Annotated in this window: 8 protein-coding genes; 3 read left to right on the top strand and 5 right to left on the bottom strand. The window is 44.5% G+C overall.

What is annotated here, in order from left to right; all coding sequences use genetic code 11:
• Positions 1–184: 184 nt before the first annotated feature.
• Complete coding sequence (locus E2K93_RS17840) at positions 185–3,997, top strand: S8 family peptidase (protein ID WP_135437624.1); 3,813 nt, start codon at positions 185–187, stop codon at positions 3,995–3,997.
• Positions 3,998–4,293: 296 nt separating this feature from the next.
• A complete protein-coding gene (locus E2K93_RS02785; RefSeq protein WP_135437625.1) occupies positions 4,294–6,876 on the top strand; it encodes a putative Ig domain-containing protein in 2,583 nt (860 codons plus the stop codon).
• Positions 6,877–7,061: 185 nt separating this feature from the next.
• Here E2K93_RS02785 and E2K93_RS02790 read toward each other — a convergent pair whose 3' ends face one another.
• From E2K93_RS02790 to E2K93_RS02810, 5 genes are all read right to left on the bottom strand, one after another.
• Complete coding sequence (locus E2K93_RS02790; protein WP_135437626.1) at positions 7,062–8,507, bottom strand: amidohydrolase family protein; 1,446 nt, start codon at positions 8,505–8,507, stop codon at positions 7,062–7,064.
• 92 nt (positions 8,508–8,599) lie between these two features.
• On the bottom strand, positions 8,600–9,697 hold the full coding sequence (locus tag E2K93_RS02795) for a helix-turn-helix domain-containing protein (protein WP_135437627.1): 1,098 nt from the start codon (positions 9,695–9,697) through the stop codon (positions 8,600–8,602).
• Between the two features lie 216 nt (positions 9,698–9,913).
• The gene (locus E2K93_RS02800; RefSeq protein WP_135437628.1) at positions 9,914–12,355 is read right to left on the bottom strand and encodes a Calx-beta domain-containing protein; all 2,442 of its coding nucleotides are present in this window, start codon (positions 12,353–12,355) and stop codon (positions 9,914–9,916) included.
• 38 nt (positions 12,356–12,393) lie between these two features.
• Complete coding sequence (locus tag E2K93_RS02805) at positions 12,394–18,870, bottom strand: S8 family serine peptidase (protein ID WP_135437629.1); 6,477 nt, start codon at positions 18,868–18,870, stop codon at positions 12,394–12,396.
• Positions 18,871–18,939: 69 nt separating this feature from the next.
• The gene (locus E2K93_RS02810) at positions 18,940–22,074 is read right to left on the bottom strand and encodes a TonB-dependent receptor domain-containing protein (protein ID WP_135437630.1); all 3,135 of its coding nucleotides are present in this window, start codon (positions 22,072–22,074) and stop codon (positions 18,940–18,942) included.
• A 436-nt stretch (positions 22,075–22,510) separates the two neighbouring features.
• Here E2K93_RS02810 and E2K93_RS02815 point away from each other — a divergent pair, with 436 nt between their 5' ends.
• A complete protein-coding gene (locus tag E2K93_RS02815) occupies positions 22,511–24,784 on the top strand; it encodes a putative Ig domain-containing protein (RefSeq protein ID WP_135437631.1) in 2,274 nt (757 codons plus the stop codon).
• Positions 24,785–24,989 lie beyond the last annotated feature (205 nt).

Consider the following 24,989-nt stretch of genomic DNA (forward strand, 5'->3'; position numbering starts at 1 on the left):
CCGTTTTTTTTAAGCTATGCCATAACAAAAAATAAAGTGTTTACAAAAAGTAACATCTTATTACCTGTGAGTTGCGTAATGTATATACTCACCACACTATTGGTGAAATACGCTAATCGTTGATGCTGTGTCGTTAATCCGTCGATTAATTGCCAGCCGCTGGTATTTGGAGTTTAAACGCGTTGTGAATCATTCATTAATTATTGCTATTACTGCCGCATGCACCCTGACCTTTTCATCAGGCGTTGATGCAGCGAAACGAGATGTAAAAAACAGCACAACTGTTTCTGCTGCACAAAGCGGCCAAGGTCGTGATGTTGATAACTTATATGCGGTAATTCTAAAAGGTGCCCCTCTCGCACAGGCGTCTTTACAAAGCCCAGCAAGTCATAACCTTAGCAACAAAGCTCAAGGCTTAGATATCAATTCGGCTCAGGCTAAGAGCTATATACTGTCTCTTCGAAACAAACAACAGCAAGTCATTGATAGCGTTGCCAAGGTTAATAAAAACCACCAACCTAAAATCAAATTTTCATACCAGTTAGCAGTCAATGGTTTCACCCTTGTACTTAATGATGAGCAGTTACAACACATCTCGCAGCATGCGGATGTCAAATCAGTACACAAGATTCAACCAGCGCAACTGCATACCGATGTCGGTCCACAGCAAGTTAGCGCCGATAAAGTTTGGTCAGGCTTAGACTCTGAAGTCGGCTATCAAGGTGAAGGCACCATAGTTGGTATTATCGATACTGGGATTAATGCGCAACATCCGTCATTTGCCGAGGTCGATGCAACCGGTTACCGCCACACCAACCCACTGGGTGACGGCGTATTCCTTGGTGACTGTCAGCAATCAAGCTACCAGCGTTATTGCAACAACAAACTCATTGGTATTTGGTCTCACCCAGATATTACCAACACCACAACGTTCTCTGGCGACGACCCTATTGGTTTGGATATTCAAGGTCATGGCTCTCATGTAGCCAGTACTGCCGCCGGCAACAAGGTCAATAATGTCCCTGTCTATAATGTGGTTGGCGATGCCACTCAAGAAACGTTTGGCAGTATTTCAGGTGTTGCACCACGTGCCAATATTGTCAGTTATCAAGTCTGTGACTTGCAAGGCTGTTGGCCAGACATCACCGCATTGGCGGTAGAGCACGCCATTGCCAATGGTATAAATGTATTAAACTACTCTATCGGTTCACCTGGATATAGCCCATGGCAAGCCATCGATGCCATGGCACTGCTTTCGGCACGTGAAGCTGGTATTCATGTTGCCACATCTGCCGGTAACAATGGTGCAGATGGCGCAGCAAGCATCAGCACTCCGGGCAACGCACCTTGGTTAACGTCAGTTGCAGCGACAACCCATGGCCGAAGTTATACCGCGAAAACCCTGACATTCGGTGGCGGCGACAGCTCATTAGCGGCGATCACCGGTTTTTCTGCAACATCAGGCGTTAATGCACAAATCATTGACGCCGCACAATTTAACAATGGTGATTGTTTATCATCATTCGGTGCCGGTACACTAACCGGCAAAGTTGTCGTCTGTCGTCGCGGCGATGTTGCTCGCGTCACCAAAGGTCTCACCGTCTCTAGAGGCGGCGCGGCTGGTATGATTTTAATTAATACCACCGACGGTAGCCAAACCCTGCATAACGACCACCACGTATTACCTAGCGCCCATATCGGTGCCGAAGATGGACAACGTCTGGTGCAATGGTTAGCAAGCGGTGAAAATCATCGAGTGCAATTTGACGGTTCTGAGATGGTCATTGACCAAAACAGTGGCGATGTTTTAGCAGGCTTTAGCTCGCGAGGACCTGAACCTGCATTTGCCGGTTATTTAGTGCCACATGTATCAGCGCCCGGCGTTGATATATATGCCGCCAATGCCGAGCGTCAACCCTACACCAACCCAAACGTTGATTTTCCAGCCTATCGTTTTGAAAACGGCACATCAATGGCCAGCCCACACGTGGCGGGTGCATTGGCTCTATTGCATGGTTTAAAACCGGACTGGTCACCTGCAATGGCACAATCTGCATTAATGATGACTGCCGATAACAGCGTAAAAAGCGAAGATGGTAGCGTACTTGATTACTACGATTTTGGCGCAGGTCGACTCAATGTCGCTAATGCCGTGCGTTCTGGATTAGTGCTTGATGAAAATTACGACAATTATTTAAATGCCGATCCAGATTTTGGTGGTGATTTAAGCACCTTAAACCTGCCTGCTATGGTTGCCCAAAATTGCATGATCCGTTGCTCGTGGACGCGTACCCTAACCGCGACAGAGGCCGCGTCATGGCAAGTACAAACATCATCAGCAACATCGCAAATTAATGTACAGGTATCGCCAAGCAACTTTAGTTTGGCAAAAGGCGAGTCGATAACCATAACCATCAGCGCTGAAATAAACGAAAGCTATCAAGGTGGGGATATAACTGCAGCAATCACCTTGCAAACCGATAACAGCAATCTCGTTGATGCGACCTTGCCTTTAATTGCCTCGTTCAGAAAAGGTCAGGTACCTGACAATATTCGTGTTACAGCGAATTCAGACAAGGGCGCACAAATCATTCCGGGCGTTGTTACGGTTGGTGTAAATAATATTGCAGCGACTCACTACGCCTTAAACGCCATTGATAGCTACAGTAAAATGCTAAGCCGCGATGACGGTGATGACAGCCCGTGGCCGTACAACGTGTTTAACGATCGTGACTCACTGTTTTCTATGCCATTGAGCATTGGCTTTAATACCCGCTATCTCGAGGTAAATATCTTATCGACCTCGTCACCAGATTTGGATTTATACATTGGCTACGATCTGGACTTTGATGGCCGCCCAAGTGCCGATTATGAGATGTACGACTTGATTTGTTCATCGGCATCAATCATCACCCTTGAGTCATGTAAGTTAGAGTTTCCTCCGGTTGGCAACTACTTTTTGGCCATTCACAATTACGGTGACTATAACAACCCAAGCAATACCACAGATGAGATTGAATTTGAAGTGGTCATGGTCACTGAAGATCAGGGCCAAGTAACGTCGAGCTTTGTTGTCGCGCCGTTGCCATACCAAGACATACAGTTTCAATTACATTGGGACGCGCAGATGCAGGCCGATAGCGAGTACATCACTGCGGTAGATTTGGCCAGCGGCAATGCTGGTGCTGGTATTAACGACATTGCCTTTTTCCCGGTACGTATTAATCGTTCACAACAGTCTTTATCACTGGCGTTAAGTAAAACCGATTTGGATGCGCAAGAAGTCTTTGATGTCAGCGTTAACATCGACGCCAATAACAGTAATAAAAATAAAGACTACCAAATCGACATTGAATTGCCGCAAGGGTTTAGCTATGTATCGGCGACTGGCGAAACCCAGCTAAATGGCAACATGGTTTCTATTCAAACCCAACAAATGGCTGGCGCTAGCGCCAAATCTATTACCCTAACCTTGCAGGCACCTGAGCTTACTCGAGGCGATAGTTTTGTTATTGACTACCAATATGACGACGGTTTTGTGCAATACAATGAAAGTACTAGAGAAATCATGGTCTTTGCCTATCCAAGTGCGAAAGTAAATGGTGAAGAGATATTGGCTTTGACCGTCACCGCTGGCGAGCAGGTCACCTTAAGCGCAGCCCAGAGCACCAACCCTAATCCTGGTAGTGATTTAATCTATCAATGGCAACAAGTATCTGGTCCACTATTGTCGCTAACCAATACCAACCAAGAACAACTGACGTTTACCGCGCCAGATGTGAGCAGCAACAGCAGTATTGAAATACAACTTATCGTCAATAGTCGCGGTAGAGAGTCGCAAACTACGACCACGATAACGGTGCAACCAATCGCTCAACAACCGGCGCCAAAGAGTGATTCATCTGGCGGTGGCAGTACATCGCATTGGCTATTAATGTTACTCAGTGGCTTACTGCTTGTACGAGTCTCTAAAAAAACAAAAGCAGAGCACATATAACGATATTTCAATAGCGATATTTCAATAGCGATTACCCCGCATATCAATCTCAATAAAAAGGCCGCTGCTGTTAGCAACAGGCCTTTTTTTGCCCTCTTTATTTACAGTTTTTTTACTGTATTTTCATTATGTTAACAAAGCTTGAAGGTGACTGATTAAGGGCGTTAAACAAGCGCTGCTGGTTTTTACACTTTTTAACAACTAGCGACAGTTCGATAACTTACTCTGGTTTGTGTCAAAAACCATGTCCCCTGGCTAATAACAATAATTTTAGGGGCTAAAAAATGAGAAGATCAATGAGTAAGAATTTAAATAAATCCTATTTAGCTTTATTAGTCGCCTCTGCTCTATCGCTTACCGCCTGTGGCGGCGGTGGCGGTGGTGGTGGTACGGAAAAGAAAGAGATAGAGCCACCAACAAATAACGCACCAACGATCAGCGGCTCACCAAGCCTTAGTATTAACGAAAACCAAAGTTATAGCTTTAGCGCAAATGGTGCTGATTCAGACGGCGATGCACTAACCTATTCAATCGCCAACATGCCGCAATGGGCGGCGTTTGATTCTGCGACAGGTACCTTAACTGGTACGCCGGGTAATGCCGACGTAGGCACGTTTACAGGGATAACGATTTCCGTATCAGATGGTACCGACTCTAGTAGCCTTAGCCCTTTTGATATCATCGTAAATGATATTTTCGCCTTACAAGGTTCCGCCACTTTAGAGGTTACTGTAGGCGAAACCAATGTATTTACCCCGACGCTAGTTGACCATGTAGACGCTGATTTTAGCTACAGTATTGACGGGGCACCAAGCTTTGCAGGTTTTAGTTTTGATGCTGCAACCGGCCAAGTAAGTGTTACACCAGCGGCTGATGATATTGGCAGTTTCAACATCACCATTACCGCATCAAATGGGGTTAATTCTGCCTCACACAATATGACACTTACCATTAGCCCAGGCAGCATCAGCGTCGCTGGTAAAGTGATTGATGGCTATATTTCTGGCGCCCATGTGTTTTTAGATGTGAATAACAACATGATGTTTGACGATAACGAGCCTAATGCGCTGTCAAACAATGCCGGTGAATTTACGCTTGATGTACCAGGCACACTTATTGACTCGATTCCGACCAGCACGCTGGTAGCAGAATTAGGCTCTGGCCAAGGTGTTGATGCTGACGACATGTCACGTTTTGACGATGACTTTGCCGCTCGTCCAATTAAAATGATGAGCTACCCTATTCGCGATTTAACGAATATGAGCAATGGTTTAACAGCCTACATCACACCGTTTACGCACCTAATTCATGAAGAAATTCTAAGTGCTGCCGGTGGTGATTTATCACTTATCACCGACCAAGAACTTTACAATCTCATCAAAGACAGTGCAGTTGATCGCATCAACGGCTTGTACAGCGTCGATCTTGACTTAGCCACGTCTGATTTTTTTGCTGCAGAAGTTCCGATTAATAGCCGTAACGACATCGCATCGGTTGCCAAAGCGGTACTGAACGATTTGCAAGACCAAGTCAACGATTCAGACCAAGACGGCTTCGTCAATGCTGAAGATGACTTACCTTTTAACAGTGAATACATCAGTGATATCGACCAAGATGGTCTAGGCGATTGTGTGCGCACAATCCCAGGTAAATCTTGTGTTGAAGAAGATGACGACATTGATGGTGACAACATTACCAATGCCGACGATCCGGAGCCAACGGTACCAGCAGGTTTAGCGGTATTTAAACCAGTGCCTGAGATGAACGTACCTGGCTATGAGATGTGCGTTGGTCTAGTAAATCAAGACAAGGTGTTGTGTTTAGACAACTATCAATGGTCTATCCTAGATTCAATCAAAGGCGAGCCATTACCTATTGATACCAATTCTATCGTTAAGTCTGGTGACTCGGCGGCTGCCGTCGGTACGTGTGCCGTTGCCAACAATGAAGTGTACTGCTTGGACGGTAAAATGCGCTTCGATTTTGCCGGTGAAAACCCAGTAAGCTTAAACCCAATTGCATTAGAGATGGGTTATTTGAGCATGTGTTATCTTGACCAAACTGGGGTTAAATGTTTCGGCGGCATTGAAGAATCAATGCCGGAAAGTTTAGTCAACGCAAGCGCACTTGCACTAACGTCTGGAAACGCATGTGCTATCTCTGAAGTTACGGATAATGAACAAACGTCAACGGCGGTTAGCTGTTGGGGCAGTGATAGTTACGGATTAACCACGGGTGTACCAGTACTGAGCAACCCAACTCAGTTGTTCAGTAATATGACAACCATTTGTGCACTGGATGACACAGGTATTAAGTGTTGGGGTAACCCGGATTACAATCTAGACAAGGTTGATCACGCTTCAACCAAGCTGTCTAACATTCACCTAACGGGCGATAGCTTGTGTTTTATCGACGAGCAAACACCTGTTTGTTACGGTAATAGTGATCAGCCTACGCCAATCTCTGCTGATAAGGATTATTTTGATGCCGACAGTGGTGAGCTTATTGTCGCCCACGGTGAATTCATCGCCCCATTTGAAGAGCAGCTAACCAAATATGTTGAAGGTGTTCATCAACAACGCGTTTTACTTCCTGAGGTGGATTTTGAACAAGGGCAAACTGCTACCGAGGTATTTAGATTAAGAAACTACACCAAAAACACCTGTTTGATCAGTGATGGTGAAATCAGCTGTGATAGTCAACGTTATTGTGGTTTAGACAATGGTGAATGGCAATGTCAGACCGTCGAGTTTAACTTTGATGACATTGACTTTGAGGTAAAAACACAAATCAATAACAGCAATACGGTTTGTGCCATTGGCGCTCTTAAAGCTCATTGTGTTGGTGCCGGATTCAACGGTGAAATCAAGCTTAATTAATGGTTAAATAAGCCTTAATCTAGGCTCAGTTAAAGGCTTAGTTAAAGGTTCAGTTAAAGGCTTAGTTAAAGAATTAGTTAACGCGTATTTAAATCTAAATTCGCTCTTGAACAACAAAACACAAAAAGCCCTCTGTCGTGATATACAGAGGGCTTTTTTTACCGCGCAACTTTCTCAATAACGGCTTATAGCGCCTCGAATAGCACCCAAAACTCCTGCCACATACTTCTAGAGTCAATGGCCTGATCTCGTATTTGCTGCAATTGTTGCTGAGAATACCAAGTGCCATTTTTAACCACTGCGTCCGGCTCTTGTAATACGCTTAAATCCTTTATTGGATTTGATTTTGAATAGATAAAGTCCGCTCGATAGTTTGCTGCAACCGAGCCAATTTGGCTCGCCATATTTAGCGCTTTCGCCGGATTAGTGGTTGCTGCCTGCAAAACCTCATAGGGGGTTAACCCGGCTTGCTGTAAAAGCTGCATTTCATGATGGGTGGCGATGCCATGTGGCGACAACAAGACTCCAGAGTCAGAGCCAACCAATAAAGGCACGCCACTTTGATGCAGTTGTTTGGTGATGGATATTAAAAAATTCAGTGTTTTTCTATTGTGTGCCGCCATATCGTCAGAGGCATTTAGCCAACGTTTGACCTGATTATTTTTGGTTTCAAGGCGGATAATATCAGAGGTATAGTGTTGTGGCGTTTTGCTAAGATGATCCTGTTTGTCGCTACTTAACTTAGTCAGTTGCTGAAAAATATTCAGGGTTGGTGTGATGGCCACCTCAGTTGCCTTTAGCTCGGCAATAATCTGCGGTAATAGATCTGCGTCAAACTGATGATTTAGCGGCCCTTGATAAATATCTTCTACATGCTCAAAAGACTGTAATCCGGTTAATGCAGACACTGGCATGGTACCTGATGCGTGCGGGCCATGTTTAGCAATAGGCATATTGAGCTTTTGCCCTTCCTCGACAATGGCGGTTAATGCTTGTTGATTAAGGTTTCCGTAGGCCTTTATTACATCGTACCCTTGCCGATGATAGGCTCTAACAGCCTCTCGAGCTTGCGCTGCTGTTGTCACGCTATGGTGCAAATAGGCATCCTCATAGGCAGAAATGATCGGGCTGCTGACAGTTGACGTGCTGCCAATTAAGCTGCCAGCGTTTACTTGCTCACGCCAAACCAATTGCTCAGCAACGCCATTCATAATGCGCACATGAGTGACGCCATGACTCAGCGTTAACGCGTACGATGCTTTTTCATATATATGCACATGCATATCGATAAGGCCAGGGGTGAGGTAGCCACCGTTACCATCAATGTGAGTAAGCTCAGTTTGGCTGTTACTTGGTAACTCATCGCTAACATCACTAACATGACTAACATTGTTAATGTCGGTGATAGCGGTGATCACACCGTTTTCAACGGTGACGATTTTGTCTCGATGAATGGTTTGCTTTTCAACATCAACGATATGCACGTTACTGAGCACAAAGCCGTTATGGGCAGAGGGATTTTCTTTGTTTGTGGTGTTGGTTGTGGTGTTGGTTGTGTTGCTGGTATTAGCGCTGTTTTGGGCACTGCAGCTTGCGGTACAGAATAATAATATGACGATAAAATATTTCATGGTTAACTCCTTAAACTCGATGTTTGAAGGTTACCGTGAATAAATTATTCGATCGTCCAATGTCATGTTTTTATCCGTCCAGTTTCTTGATTCTAGACCTCATTCGCCGATTTATATTGGCTTGGCGTTTGACCTGTGATGTGTTTGAACACCTTATTAAATGAGGCTTTCGAGCTAAATCCGGCATCTAGTGCAATGTCCGTCAAAGATTGTTTGTTGGCTTGGCGCAAGGCTTGACAAACATAGTCGACACGGTAGCCATTAATGTATTCATTAAAGGACTTTTTCGCACAGACATTGATCGCACGTGAGATATCTCGGGTTTGCAAACCCGTTAATTCGCTTACATCATTAAGTGTTAACCGTGGTGTCAAATACCAAGCATTGTTGCTCACTAAACGGTCTAATTCAACAAAGATTGCCGCATAATCCCCTTCAGATTGCTGTGCACTCTCAGGCTGTTCTACAGGGTTTAGTGTTGCGTTTTCTGCGCGGCTTTTTACTCGATTTTCTTCCGTATTTTCTACTGGTTTTTCTGATGCGTCTTGGCCAGTACGTGGCATCTTGTTCTGCAGTTGCAGTTTGACAATAATTAACATGGCGCTGATAAGCCAAATAAGGTTATTTAAACCTTGCCCAAACACATTAAGTTGCATCGGAATGGCATGTTGTAAGTTTAACCGCAACAGGTCGAGCAGATTAAACGTGGCGGTGATGGCTAAAATCCACATAAGCCAAGTTAAAGAAAACTCATCAGAGTCGGAGCGTTGCTGATCGAGTAAACGTTTATAGTTGAGCAACAACAGTACCGTTAACGACGCATACACTATACGCCACACCGTGCCGATAGCGATGACCACTTCAACATACGCGGTGACCATTAAAACCGGCAATACCGGAAGTAAGTGCAGCAATTGCGATCTATTTAACCGCTTTTCAATGAGTAGCTTAATCGCCAAATAGCTGGCAGGCCCAAATAACATAATAAACACTGGGCTTATCAAATATATATCACGAGTAAGTCCTGTCTCTTCCATGATATTGATGCAAGAAGCAATTGCCGTCATCAATAGCAATAAGGCTACACCGCGATATTCATTGCCTTTGCTTTGCCATAGCAAAACCGCCCCCAAAATACCTATGGTGGTGATACCAGCCTGAATCAGATTAACAAAATTTAATTGTTCCATTTGAGCGATGCTCGTCCTTAGCGCTTGTGCCGTTTTAAGTCGACTTATGCCGTAATTTTTGCCGTAACGTTTGCCACGAAAAGTATGACATTCATGCCAACATTAACCCTTTGTATGGCGTCTGGTCAAATTTATAGAACATGGTTAGTTAACTGAAATTAAAGCAAAAAAAATCCGCAGACAAGCTACGGATTTTATTCTAAAGGTTGTTATTTTTTAACGGTAACAACGACGTCTTGCTAGCAACAACAATAGCGGTGCAAAGCATAGACCTAGAGCTCCACCTGAGCTTGACTCTTCACGCTCAGGTTGCGCCATAAGGTTGACGGTAACCACTTTTTCACCATCTAACATCGGGCTGTCAAATACCACGGTAAACGAGTTTTGTTCGCTTGCCTCACCTTTTCTTAGACGTCGAATGCTGATGGTTTTTTCCGTTTCTCCGGCTAAAAACTTAACGCTGTCATTGGTATGCACATAGTGAGTGCCCGCTAGTGCTGTATCATCAAACGTTTCAAAGTGAACCAAGATTTCACCTTGGCTAGCATCATCACGGGTCAAGGTAATATTAGCGCTCGAAGCGTGATAATCGACATCAACAACCGCTGAGCGCAATGCAACGCGACCACTGGCAGCTTCATCATCACCAATAACCACTTCAGTTCGTTGCAGGTCGCCATCGACATCAGAGCTGATTTCAACATAAAAATTGCGATTCGTGGCGTTTTGATAATCATCGCCAATCAACTCAATTTCAATCATTTTGCTGCTATCGTTTTCGCCAAAGACCACATAACCACTGTCACCAACAAAATCGCTGCCCTCTTTCGCCGTGCCTTCAACCACGTTGTAACGAATCATTTGCGAACCGACAAAATCGCCGCTTCGAGTTAATTCAATGACAGCGGCTTGGTCGCTCTCATTTACAACAATAGAATCACTGGCAAAATCAAATCGACCAGGCTGCTCAGAATCGTTATCCTGAATGATAAGCTTAGACACCGTACCTGACTCTACCGTCAATCGCTTGGCAAAGTTTAAGGCGAGATCTATGGTGGCATTTTTACGATACACATCGTTATCAATAATGCGTACCTTAACTTCAGCTTCTTTTTCACCTGCGGCAAATTCTGCGCGAGGGAATCCTTGAGCAAAATCAACACCAGCAACCGCAGAGCCTGGGTTGCCTTTACTGATCGCAGCTACTTCGACGCTGGCGCTTTCTGAGATATCGCCATCGCGGACCAAGGTCACCGTCGCCCATTGTTGACTTTCATTCGCCAGATTGATCACTGACTTAAATGAAACCACAGAGCTTGTCTCTGGTCGCTGACCGTTGTTGGCCATACCAGGTAGTGTTTCACTAACAACTTTTACGTTATTGTTTCGCTCATCACCACACGCTTCACCTTTGTAGGTAACAGTAGGTGATGACAATACCGGCAACGGGTAATTATCGTGCCCATAATAGGTGTTCATTATGGTTGGATGGCCGTTACAGCTGCTCGCGTGAGCATAATCACTGATACCACCAAAGTCCATGCGGCGGTTCGCTGGCAAGACCGGGTTATCTTTATAATACTGACGGTGTGCACGCGCCATGTTATGAATAAAGAACCAACGACTGGTAAAGGTATTGCGACAAGACTGTTTATTACCGCCTAATAACGTACCGTATAGAGTATCGGCGCGCTCTTCTTCATCATCAAGAACAAATTTCGGTAAACCGATATCGTCCAATTCATATTCTTGGCGTAAAATACCACAGAAAAATCCAGCGCCAGCAATCCATGAACCAACGTAATCGACACCGAAATCCATCAGGTATTCACGCAGGTTTTCAGCCCCCTCTAAATCACCGAACATGAATTCTCGACCGGCAATATAGTCACGGCTGTTGGTACCTTGATCGAAGAATCGAGCATCTTGTCGTTCGATAAATACCGGATTCAGATAGAAGTTGATACCACTGTTATCTAAAATATCTTGTACTTGATAGTGAGAATACAATATCGATGCTCGCATACCCAAACGGCCATAAGTTGCTTCAAGCAAATGGGTATATACATATCCAACATCAACATTTAAGCTGGTTAAAGGATCGGCGGCAACCGGCTCAGCACCGTTAACCAACAGCTCACCTTTGTTTGGTATACGCCAATCGGCTGTAAACCATGCACTACCGCCAACCGCTACATGCGGCATTAAGGTGTAGGCATTAACGCCATTACTGACATCACCAAACCAGCGAGTATCATCACCTCGGATCAAACGCAGAAAGTGGCCTTGTTCATTCTCACCATACAGATGCAACAAACCGTATTTATACTCGGTTCGAGTATTGAATGAAAACTGCTCACCATCAACACTGAAGGTTAATAGGTCGGCACCGGCAACAACGTGTTCATTGAACAAGTCGTATGCCGCAGTTAATAATTCAAACGGGTTTTCTAGCTCAGAGTCGGCATCACCATTGCTAGGTAAAATACCTGCATCGGTAAACACAGGATCGCTAAATTGATCCTCTCCGACATGGTTATAGTTTTGCTCTGGAAATTTATATTCCGCATCGTCGCTGCTATTCGCCAACGCTGTGCCACTATGCATAGCGAATGCGACTGATAAAGCGATTCCGGTTAGTTTTTTATAATTCATCATTATTCTCCACAAGGGCAGCTAACGCTGCCCTATTCGCTTTAACCTTTAATAGCTTTTAAACGTACTGCTGCCAATAGGCTGAACAGCAACATCCAAACACCGAAACTACCACCTGAAGAATCATCTGAGTCTGGCTCTTTTTCTTTGATTTCTTCTTCTGTTGACGTTTCATCACTGTCCTTGCTGGTGCTGCAATCAGCACCGTCAAAGCCAGCAACCGCAAGCACGGTCACGTCAATGGTCGCTGTGGCGCGATCTTCATTGTTAAAGTCATCAACCACTTCAACTTCAATTTGCGTGTCACCGGTGAATGAGCAGTTAGCATCAATGGTTAACATTGAACCAGACACTTTGCCATCAACAGACAGATTCAAATTATCATTGTATGCACTGATGGTATTCGAGGTGACATTTGAATCGGCATAGAATACCGGTACATCAATACTGCTACCTTGATTCAGTACCACACTATTGAAGTTACCAATGGTTATTTGGCTTGGCACATTAACGATATAGGTTTGATCGACAACCGAGCCACCCACCGCTGATTCAATGTTCAATTCAAGTTGCTCACCGGCACTTTGATCATCGACACGTACCCAGAAACTAAAGTCTGATGCACTGTAGTCTGGACCGTAGTAGTCATAACAAATAACCAGATCGTCATGAATGACCTCTTCAACATTATTGAAGGCAAAGAACTCACGTCTTGGCGCTTTAATCAAACCAAAGAAATGGATATCCGACTCAATGCCTTGAAAACCAATGACATCGCTGCGATTAAAGTTGGCATCTGGCGCCATCATATCGACGTTGTCGTAGGCAAAAATAAGCTCGTATTTACCCGGTAAATGCGAATGCTCTAAATCAAACCACGCTTGGAAATCAACGTTATCATCTAAACGAACGCCAGCGTCTTGCGTATGGGCATTATCCCATTCGATCATCGCTTTGTATTCGATGCCATCGGCGAACAATGCCATGGTCATACCTTCGACTACGTCCGGGCTTTCACCGATCAGGAGATCGCGACCAGATTTCAATGCAACGGTTTGCTCATAAGTCACACCTTTTCGCATAAGCGGCGCAATTAAAATTTCATTATTTGGCCAAACTAGTGGACTGAAGAATTTGGTATCTAAAAATGAGCCCATGCCGGCAGAGACATAACCACGTGGCGATACTTTAAATTCACTATGACGACGAGGACCATCATATAGGCCAACGTCATAACCACGACTGTCGAAATAGAACAATCTTTCTAAATCAACATAGGTGTCTTCGCCCCACATGTTACGAGCATACAGCGGATTTAGCTTAGCCAAATCAACATAGCCACCATTAGGGCTTGAACCATCGTAATAGGTACCAACCGCTGGCGTACGACATTGCGCACTGTATCTATGGCTACCATCAATCACATATGGATGATTGCTGTTTTTCGGGTCTTGCGGATCGATGTTGGTGGTCATCACATAACCTTTACCAAGACGATGCGTATTAGGTTGATATAGAGACAGCTCCATACCTTCACCATTTTCCATCTCCTGATAACCGGTGACAAAACGGCCATCACCACTGATGGCACCACGCACATAGGTGATACCTTCAGGTAAATCGACTTTCAGACTTACCGGGCGATCGTAGCCCGACATATTTTGCGCAACATCCAAGTTCACTTTCATATAGCTGCCAGGTGCTGCAGATACAACATTGTCTTGCAGCTCAAGGGCGCGAGTACGCTCGAAGCTAATCGATACGGGGTCATCTTCTCGATACAAACGTACCGGCACGGTGCCCATATCGGCAGCTGTGGCAAATTCATTGGAGAATAACTCAACCACGGCAAAACGTGCTTCATGCTTTTTCATCGGCAAGCTGTATACAAGATCCAGTTGCAGCGCACCTTGTGCTGGGTTAGCTGTTTGTGGCGCATCTAAAATCATGTGGCTTGATAGATCGTCTGATACCACAGATACCGCGTAATCATAGGTATCCAATAACCATGACGAATAACCAGGGAAGCTATCGTTCACGTTTTGCATTAATACCCAATAACGACCAGGCTGTGGATCCATGATGTAACAGAAGTTACGCAGGTTCTCTGCCATAGAGGCACAGGTTCCTTCGTGTTCAAAGTCTAATTGACCCGGATTGATCATATCGCGACCAACCGCCATCATCAGCGTACCTTGTGCAGCTTGTAACTCAGGTAAAGAATGCGCATTGGTGGCTACTTTTCCTAACACATCAATGGCCAGCATTTTGGTGTTTTCTGGCACATCAACCCAAATCAATTTGGCCGATTTTTCTTTATGAGCGGTTGCAAAGTCAAAGTTAAGCTTGGTCTCATCGAGTGGTAGTTCAACTCGACCTAACCATGTTTGACCATAGCCAGTGCTGGCTTGCAACTCAATCACACCACTGCCAGATTTAGCAAGTTCGCCGTGGTCATCAGTATTGATGTATTGGATATTTTCTTGGTGATATACCTTTGAGATCATGCTGTCAGTTGACATCGATGGCATGCTTAAATCCACAGGATATCGACCTGTCTCAGATGACGCTTGTGCCTGAATCAAGGTTGGTAATGAGTCATTATCTAATGACACACCCACAGGTAAACGAACGTCAGGAATACTGATATCATCAGCAACAAGGCGCACTTCACCACCGGTGTAACCGGTACCATTAGTGACATTGTCAGACTGGTCTTGGGCAATACTGCGATCAATTTTAGCGGTGAACATGATAGTGATGGTCTCGCCTTCACTCAATTCAAAGCTATCCACTGATGAGCTAATTTGTACTGCAGCATCAAGCTTCTCAATATTCACCGTCCAACGACCTGCGCGTTTCGCGGTAAAGGTACGTAACCAGGTACACACTTCAGGGCAGCTACCATCAAACATGTATGGCATATTCAATTGGCGAGCATCGCCACCAGCGCTTGGGTTTGCCGCAATCATATTATCGAGCGACTCATCAAGTACCAAACCAGAGTTAATCGCTGATTTTAGATTGATAATACCGGTACCAACATGCCATGAACTGACGTTGATAACTTTCAAGTATTGAGCGATTTCGATCATCACCAATACACCATCTTCGTCGTAGATTAGCTCGCCATTTTCATCCGTTGCAGGCACTAAACCAACCGATTTAATATGATCTGGATTATTTTCATCATAATCATTTTCATTCATGTAAACGGTACGGTAAGCCACTTCACCAGAGGTCATGGTAAGCGCTGATTCACGTTCGTGTTGAGTCCACTCTGGGCGAACTTGTTTTAGAATAGCCAATGTACCAGCAACAACTGGTGTAGCCATTGACGTACCACTGTTAAACGCCCAATCTGCAGAATTCCAACCTTTGTCTAAAATCGCATTATCAGTCCATGGAGCATAGATATTTACACCAGGCGCCATCACTTGCACCGGCATTAAATCTTCTTGATAGTAATGCGGACCTTTTGAGGTAAAGTTGGCTAAGGTGTTGTTAATACGCTCGTCGTCTTCATTAATAGGCACAACTTCAACAGTTTGTGACGATAAGGTAATGCGACGATCTTTTTGCAGTTCCGTCAGGCTCGATGGTACATCACCACCTTTAAAGAACGGCGCGAAGTCAGTTACCCAAGAGTCAAAACGCACATTTACAAACGGGATGTTCGCAGGGAATTGATACACACTGCCGTATGTTTCCACATCGTTATAGACCACTATCGATGCCTGCATTTCATCGCTTGCACGGCCGGCTAGTTCGGCATCGCGCTCAGCAACTTCAATAACGTTTTTACTCTTTTGTAAATAGCTGATGTTGTTACCGTTACCACGGGCACAAAAGACTACAGCATTATCAAAATCGAAAAGCTGTTGCGGGTTATGCGGATCACGCCATTCGTGCAAGTTTTCACAATAACGGTCACCTTCAAATACACGCATTTCAGGCTGCAAGCCAACTGCGCGTGATTGCACGCTTGAGTCAGGTGTCTTGCTCGAACCTTTAAACGTTGGTGCTGGCGCTTTGTAATCGGTGATCACTGGGCGATTGGCAATAACACCAAAGCTATCCGTTGATGCGCCTGGGCCTGTGCTGTTTTCATAGATACTGTAATCAACATCACGATCCGCTGGCGCTCTAACGCGACATTGGCCTAGCGTAGGCTCATCAATGGTTGAGTTTTCGCCATCACCATCTCTATCTTCTGGTACACAGTTTTCTTCTTCGCTGTCTTTACAAGAGTCACCATCCCAATAAACGATGGCGTTTTTGTTATTCCAAGTGAAGCCATTGTTGAATTCGGTTTCCATGTACGGTTCAACACCGTAAGCACAAACCACACCTTTAGAACCGCCAAGTCGCCCACGATAATTAGGGTGAGCATCATCTACTTCGACATCAGGGCAATAAAAACGTTGTTTGCTTTTTTGCTCATAAGGCGAGCCAGCATCTGTTAATGATGGGAATATCACATCATCATTACTAAGACAGATTGATTCTCGGGTTGTGTAGTTAGTTGGAACGTTACGGTTGATATCTAAACAACCCCACTCTTGACCAGAACCCACTTCGTCTTGTGCGACCCATTCGGTACCAATCAAACAATTGGCAGGATCTTTTTGATCCGGTAAGTCATCAATCTCAAAACTGTCACATGATAGGGTATCTGGATCACGGAACTCATCGTCCTTACATTCCAGATAACACAGATCATCGTCAAGCATTTCATAGCCAACTTTACACACTGGACCTTCTGAACAATCATCTTCAACACAGGCCCCCATGAACTCGCCTAACACAGCGCGACCATCTTCATGATGACCAGAAATGTTGTACCATGCTTGACTCAAGTTGATAGGAAATTCTTCACCATCGATACTTGCCGGAACAACCGAACCGGTTGTCATTCTATCGTCAGAGGTTGTGCGTTCACGACGGTTAGTTTGCGTCGCACCAACGGTCATTATCCAAGGCGCAGCATGTTTCACCGACCCTTGATAGCCATTGTTACCGGCAGAAACTGCGATGTGCATGCCCGATTCACGAGCAGATAAAAACGCCTGACCTAATGGATTCTCCCAGGCATCGTATGGCGCACCACCCAATGACCAGTTCATTACATCAACACCATCTTCAATCGCATCTTCTAATGCTTCGACCATAACGTCGGCAAGACAACCGGCATAACCCGAGTTACTGTTGGCTGAAATACACACTTGATAAGCAATGATGTTGGCGCGTGGCGCGACACCACTGACATTACCAATTGGCTGTTCAGAGGCTTTTAAGCCTGGACCTTCAATGGCGCGATATAAGTGATGAACATCTTTAATGGCATTACCGGCAGCGGTACCTGCGGTATGTGAACCGTGACCCGCATGATCTTCACCTACTGGTGGAACTGCGTAATAACGGCCATTCTCAGAATGTAAATCAGCATAAGATAATTCACGCTCTTCGAGCATGTGATTGATCAAATCAGTTTTACTGTATTGGTCTGTTAAACGTTCATATGAACGAACACCAATAAGCTTGTCATTACACATGTGCTCAAAGCCATGCTTATTACAATCACCGACATAGTTACCTTCGCCCCATGGATTAACATGGTCATATAGTTCAACAGCTTCCCATGTAACGCCGCTATCATCGGTATAAAAACGTTGGCCACCAAAATCGACAAACGATGGGTGGTCGGTATTGATACCGGTATCACTGACGCCAACGATGATGCCTTCACCTTTAGCACCCAATTCCCAAATATGGTGGGTGTTGATGATATCGTGAGCACCAGTAACATCGTTGTCAGCATTAACCAGCGTTTGTACTTGATGGGCTGTAACACGATGAATATTTTTAACCGATGCAAGCTCCGCTAAATGCGCCGCTTGTTGTTGCGTTAGCACGACAGTAATGGCGTTGATCGCCGTATCATATGAGGTTTCCGCTTCAAGTTCATAACCTAAGCTGCTTGCCGCATTAATAAAGCTGTCTTGCTTAGCGCGTAAGTAGTGTTTGTACTTCTCAACACGTGTCTGATAAGCATCCGATTTTTTAATAAATCTAAGATCGATTTGACCATCAGCACTGGCAATTGAACTGCCTAAGCCTTGCTTGGCGACCGTTGCTAGGTTGGTTGCTGCCAATCCAGCAATGCCACCGGTATATTGCGCAACCGGGCGATCTTGCAGAGTAATAAAATAACGATGCTCACCTTCAATACCCTCTTCAGGGGTAAATTTAACCGGTTGAGACATATGCTGATTGACACCGCCAACCAATGGTAAACCTGTAATACGGTTAACAGACGACGATTTTGACTCTGTTGACGTTGGTAATTCCTGATGCTCGAAAGAACGAGTCTGTTTCAAGTTGTCAGGTAAACCGGAATTTGCAAGATCCGGTAGATCAATGCGATCTTTTACTTCGGGTAAGGTAACAGCAGATGCTGCAACCGCGCCCATATAGAGCGTGGAGCAAGCTGCTATAGCGATTTGCTTTAATTTCACCTTAAATTCCTCTTTATATTGGGCAGATAATCTGCCCGTAACAATTCACACAACCAATAACGCGAGCTATTAGAAGTTGTGTTCAAAACCAAAATAGAACTCTCTGCCAATGGCAGAACCTGCGTAGGCACCAATGTTGTACCAAGGCCATTCATGGGCCAGGAAGGTATCGTCATCTGGTGACTCTTCATCAAACACGTTATTTACGGTGAAGTTGATGCGGGTATCACCTTCGTTGAAGGTGTAACCAAGAACTAAGTTGGTCGTGATGTAAGGGTCTAAACGTTTTTGTGATATACGTTTTTCCGCATTTTCGATTGGCTCACCGCTACTCGGATCAATCGGCATATCGTCTTCGTCAAACACGTAGTCGATTTCTTTACCGGTATCGATGTCGTATAGCGCATCGTTGCCATCATCGTTTTGAATCGGTTGCGGACGACGCGGACCTAAACCACTCTTGTAACGCACATTAACGTTGGCGGTGAAATCTTGGTAAGCCCAACCTAGTGAACCAATAATGGTATCGATAGGCTCTGGGTTACCTAATAGGTCATGAATTTCAACTGCCGGGATGCCGTCGCCCTCAATGGTATCGCGCTGGGTGCTGATGATACCGGTATGGCTGATACCAAAGTTGAACACACCATAGCTTTCAGTGAACAAGGTGTAATTAACCTTGGTATCGGTACCGGTTTGACGGTGCATCGCCAAGTTAAATGGTGTGGTATTTACACTTTCCAGATTACTTTGGTTTAGCTCACTGTCTTCACTCGGGGTACGAACGATAAGTTGATCGACTTTCTCACAACCAAAGGTAACGTTATCGCTAACTTCATCTTCATAGGCACAAACAAATTCGTCATACAAAATGCCATTTAAGCTTGCTTGTTGAATTTGATCATTGATTTCCACTTCGTAGTAATCGAATTGGATAGATAAATTGTCGATAGGCTCCCACACAAAACCGATACCAAAGGTGGTACCGCTTTCGTTTTTCAGATCGCTTGCTGGCAATTTATTGGCTAAGAAAGTCGCCGAGAAACTGCGACAAGCAGATTGATAAACACCGGCATTTGGACCATTAGAGAATTCTTCTGGCGAAACACCTTCTGGTGCCCAAATTTGATCGTAACAACCTAACCAGTCAGTACCACCGCTGTAGAATGAACTTTCGGTATAGATGGCTTGTAAGTCTGGGGCTCTGAAAATACCAGAATAAGAGGCACGCACCAATAAATCATCAAGTGGACGATACTCAAGGCTGATCGCCGGAGTCCAGTCACTGTTTACAGGGCCGGTTGCATGATATTCATCGTAACGAATCGCACCGGTAGCACTTAAGTCATCAAGAATTGGCACCTTGATTTCCAAACCCGCTGAGTAACGGTCACGCTCACCTTCACCACCAAAGCCGGCAAAGTTATACCAACCTTCACCAGGATCTGCGGTCATTTTATCATCGGCGTTATACTCAAAGCCTTCGTGCATATATTCAGCGACAGCAGCAAACTGCACGTAGCCACTTGGAACTTCAAATAAGTCACCAGATAGAACCGCCGTGGTCATGTATGAGTAGGTTTTATTTTCTTCTTTAGCGCGACCAAAAATATCATCGATTGCTTGCTGATCTAGCGCCGAGAATACACCTAACTTGGCGTTACCATCGTATACAGGTGAGCCGAAGTAGCTTAGTTCAGTGTCTTCATTAACCATGACTTTTTCGCCAAGGAAATACTCTTCAACCATTTTATGGTCCGCTAACGTACGAGCAGTATCCATGGTGTATTCACTGTGGGTGTAACTCACTTCCCACTGGTAGTCATCAAACACAAAACCTTCTAAGCCAAGCGACACACTGAACGCTTGCTCATCAAAACTGGTCGATGTATCGCCAATCTCTTCTGAGCCCATTAAACGTAAGTGCGTTTCAAGGTGATGGTTATAGCCGTATTGATTACCCGGAATTAATACCGCGTTATCACCTTCACCAAATTGGAAAACAGGTGCTGCAGAACTTTGATCTTCAACCACACCTTGAATGTTGATGTAGCCGCGATCATTTTCTGCTTCAATGTCGGTAAAAATCACATCAGCGAAAAAACTGACGTCAGAGTTAATTTCGAAATTGCTCGAAATCATTGCTGAGATTTTAGTTTGACCGTTGCGAATAGTGCTGCGCTTGCCGATATCAAAACCACAATAACTGCCGTATGAACCCGGAATAGAACTTTCTTCATCACGGGCACGATATTGATATTCCTGGCCTGGTAATGAATCACATAGCTCTTTACCCGGATCAATATAGGTATCAGGCTGCAAGTCAACAGGCAGGTTATTAAAGAAGGCATCGTAGCCCTGTGATGCAAGGGTGCGTACTTTTGCGGCACCGCGATTCATTACTGGTGTGCCATAAGGATAATCAAGATCTGACGGCCCTAAAATGGTATCTGAATCAGCATATTCTAAAACGGCGGTAATATTACCGTTATCGAAATCAACGCCTTTTACGATATTAAAACGATACGAATCACCGTCGACATTATCAGGTGTACCAAAGGTACCGCCTAATGCAGTACCTTCATAATCGTTTTTCAAAATAACGTTGATAACAGCCGCGGCGGCATCCGAGCCATAAATTGCAGAAGCACCGGTAGAGACCACCTCAATACGCTCAACCGCTGCCATAGGCACCGAGTTTACGTTGACAACCGTCGCATTCGAATTATACGCCGCTGGATAGTTGGCGATACGACGACCATTAATCAAAACCAAGGTGTATTGTGGTCCTAGACCACGGAAATTTAATACTTTCGCATTTGGTGTGAAACCATTTGAGTTCTCATCACCGGTTACTGAACCGGTATTTTGCGAAAGATTTTGCAGGGCATCATAAACCGTCAAGTTACCTGCCTTGAGCATGTCTTCGGCACTGATGACTTCAACCGGTAATGGTCCTTCTAGCGTTGTTTGGTTAATGCGCGAACCGGTGATTTGAAATACTTCAATTTCCTCTTCCGCTTCTTGGTATTCTTCAACGTCGTTATTGTTAACTTGTGATACTTCTACTTCATCAACTGCATTGTTCTGTTGCTGATTTGCATCCCTTTCAGCTTCCGCTCTGGCTGCTTGCGCGAGCAGCAGAGACGAAGTTAACAACGAATATCCCATCGCTCTTGTTAACTTGTTTAAGCTTAATTTCATAGTGTTAGCCTATACAGTGTAGTTATCGTTATAAATTACCCTGCAGGCCTCATAAACACTGACATCCAGACTTATTAAAAGCTGCAGAGATAAAAATTGCAGCCTCAGACTAATGTAATTAAGTGCGAAAATATGTGAAAAAAGGTTAACGGATTTAGATCTACAAATACGCCCTAAAAAACCAACATTAGAATAACAAAATCAACAACTTATTAACTTCGTTAAGAAATCGTAAATATGACTTTAATAAGGCTGCAGACGATTTATTTAATACCATTGTAATCACCTGTTTTTATTGGCCTTTACCTTAAATCATGGAGGAATAGTTGACTAAAAATCAGCATTAACAAGGCAAAATTTACACTTTTTAACATCCGCTTATTTTTCGCTCTTATAAAGTGGTCAGTTGATAACATGTTTTAACTCGGGGAAAACTATGAATACTCTCTTTACGCGTCATAAGTTGGCAATGCTGATTGCTGGTTCATTGACATTAACCGCATGTGGCGGTGGTGGCGGCAGTGGCTCAGGGCCAGAGCAAAAAGAACCACCAACAAATACCGCACCAAGCATCAGCGGTGCACCAGAAAGCACCAGCATCAATGAGCTACAAGCCTTTTCATTTACGCCTAGCGCCAATGACAGCGATGGCGATTCATTGACGTTTTCAATCAATAAAACCATCAGCTGGGCAGAGTTTGACAGCGCGACGGGTACCTTAGCCGGTACACCGACACTGGCCGATGCCGGCACGATTGCTGACATCGTTATATCAGTAAGCGATGGCTCTGCATCAACGGATCTAGCTGGGTTTGATTTAACGGTAAATAATCTCGTGCAAATCAGCGGTCGCGTACTTGATGGTCCAATTTCCGGTGCACTTGTTTACTTTGATGCCAATAACAATAATCAACATGACGACGATGAGTTGTCGGTATCAAGCCTTGAACAAGGTCAATTCGAGTTTCTCCTGACAGCAGAGCAAGCGGGCATGTACGCCAGCGCTAACCTAAACGCTTACTTAGGTGAAGGGGCGGATGATGTAAGCCGTCAAGACGATGATTTTGCCGCGACACCAATAACCTTATCGGTATCGGCTTTGGGATTTGATGCTGCAACGGATGCTATGAGCACGACTATCTCGCCATTTTCGACTCTATCTGCGCACGGTGAAACACAATACTTAGCACAAATCACCAGTTACTTAAACGTTGAAAGCAGCGAATTGATGACGGATTTTAGTAATTCAGAAACGTTAAGCTCACAACAAAAACAGATGATCAGCTCTCGTGCCTCATTACTTGTCGATCATTTTCAAAATAAGGTGTTAGCCAATAGTGCTAACCTTGATACCGATAATGACGGCATGGTTAATGCTGAAGACGATGATTCCGATAACGATTTAGTATTGGATATCAACGATGCCTTTCCGTTAGACAAATCCGCCAGTGTTGATAATGATGGTGACGGTTTAGCTGACTTCACCGTTACCTTCTTAAATGAATTAACCTTTACTAATGACGAGCTGAAAACGTGTATCGTAGAGCAACACGGTGAAAACGCGACAACAGCGAGCATCACAGACATAAACTGTGATGGCTTAATCAATGTAGATAGCATTACCGATTTAGCCTACTTTAGCGCTTTAGAGTCGCTGACCATCAGTAACTCTTACTTTACAGGTAGTGTAAACTTTAGCGATTTTCAGCACTTGCCGTCGATTAAGCAATTGTCATTTGCCTATAGTGATGGCGTTGATATTGCCGACTTATATGAATTAGAGCATCTGACCAGTCTTGATTTATCAGGTCAAAACATTCGCACCCTAGACACCATCACAAAGCTTGTTAATCTCGAGTATTTGTCGGTTGCCAAGGCGAACTTTAGCGACTTGGTTAATGAGTTAAACCCGGTTGCTGATTTCACGCCTATGTTTAGTTTGCCGAAGTTAAGCAAAATCAACCTATGGGATGCCGACTTTAATTACAGCCATTATAAGACGCTGAGAGAGCGCAATGTAGACATTGAGTCAAAACCAATTTTACTCGAGCACATCAACACCAGCAAAAAATACATCGAAGATCGTGGCTTAACCAGTGTTGAAAACAACTTCAATGCCGATAACAGTGGTCATACGGATAACTCTGATGCGATAAGCAATTTCACTTGGTCTGTTGATAGCGATGGCCGCCTGCTGGTTAATTACAACCAAGCCGGTCAATTGCCAATGCGTTACACCTGGATTGGTCAGCAAGACTTGTCACAAGGCGCTCAATTGATGGTTGAAACCGGTACTTCCGCATACAGTGTGAGTCGCTTGGTTACTTTGACGCCATGGTTGCTAGACGGTAATTGTTTAGTTGGTGAACAAGAAAATGGTGCTGGTGGTTGTGAAGAGCTACCTGACCTAGGCCCTACGGTAAACATCTGTCTAGAAGCCGGTTTGGAAACCGAGGTATTGGTGCGCGACCCAGAAGCGGTTGTTCGCAACACCTTTGCCTGTACTAACGTCGCGGCAAACTTGTGTGTTGAAAGTCACCGTGGTTTAACCGGTGAATCGAATGGCAAGTGTTGTGCCTTTGGTAAATACCCAGCTGCGGCAGCTGGTGAACTTGCTAATGGTGATGACATCGCCGGTTCATGCTGTAATGCTGCAGGTTGTAACTACGTAGCTAATGGCGAATATCTTGAAGAGTTAAGTAAGCAATAGCAATACTGCAACTTTAACGATAAAAGCCCGGTTTATTACCGGGCTTTTTTATCTGTGCATTTTTATACGCGGTTTTGTTTGCGGCTTTGTCTGCGCTTTTGTCTGTGGTTTTTTATGAGTCAATTGTGCCACCAGCTAAAACAGTCATTATTGCTATTTTGGCCGCAAGCAAATTGACAATACCGTTTATTTCAGTACATTACCT

It is taken from the genome of Thalassotalea sp. HSM 43 (assembly GCF_004752005.1).
GTDB lineage: Bacteria > Pseudomonadota > Gammaproteobacteria > Enterobacterales > Alteromonadaceae > Thalassotalea_A.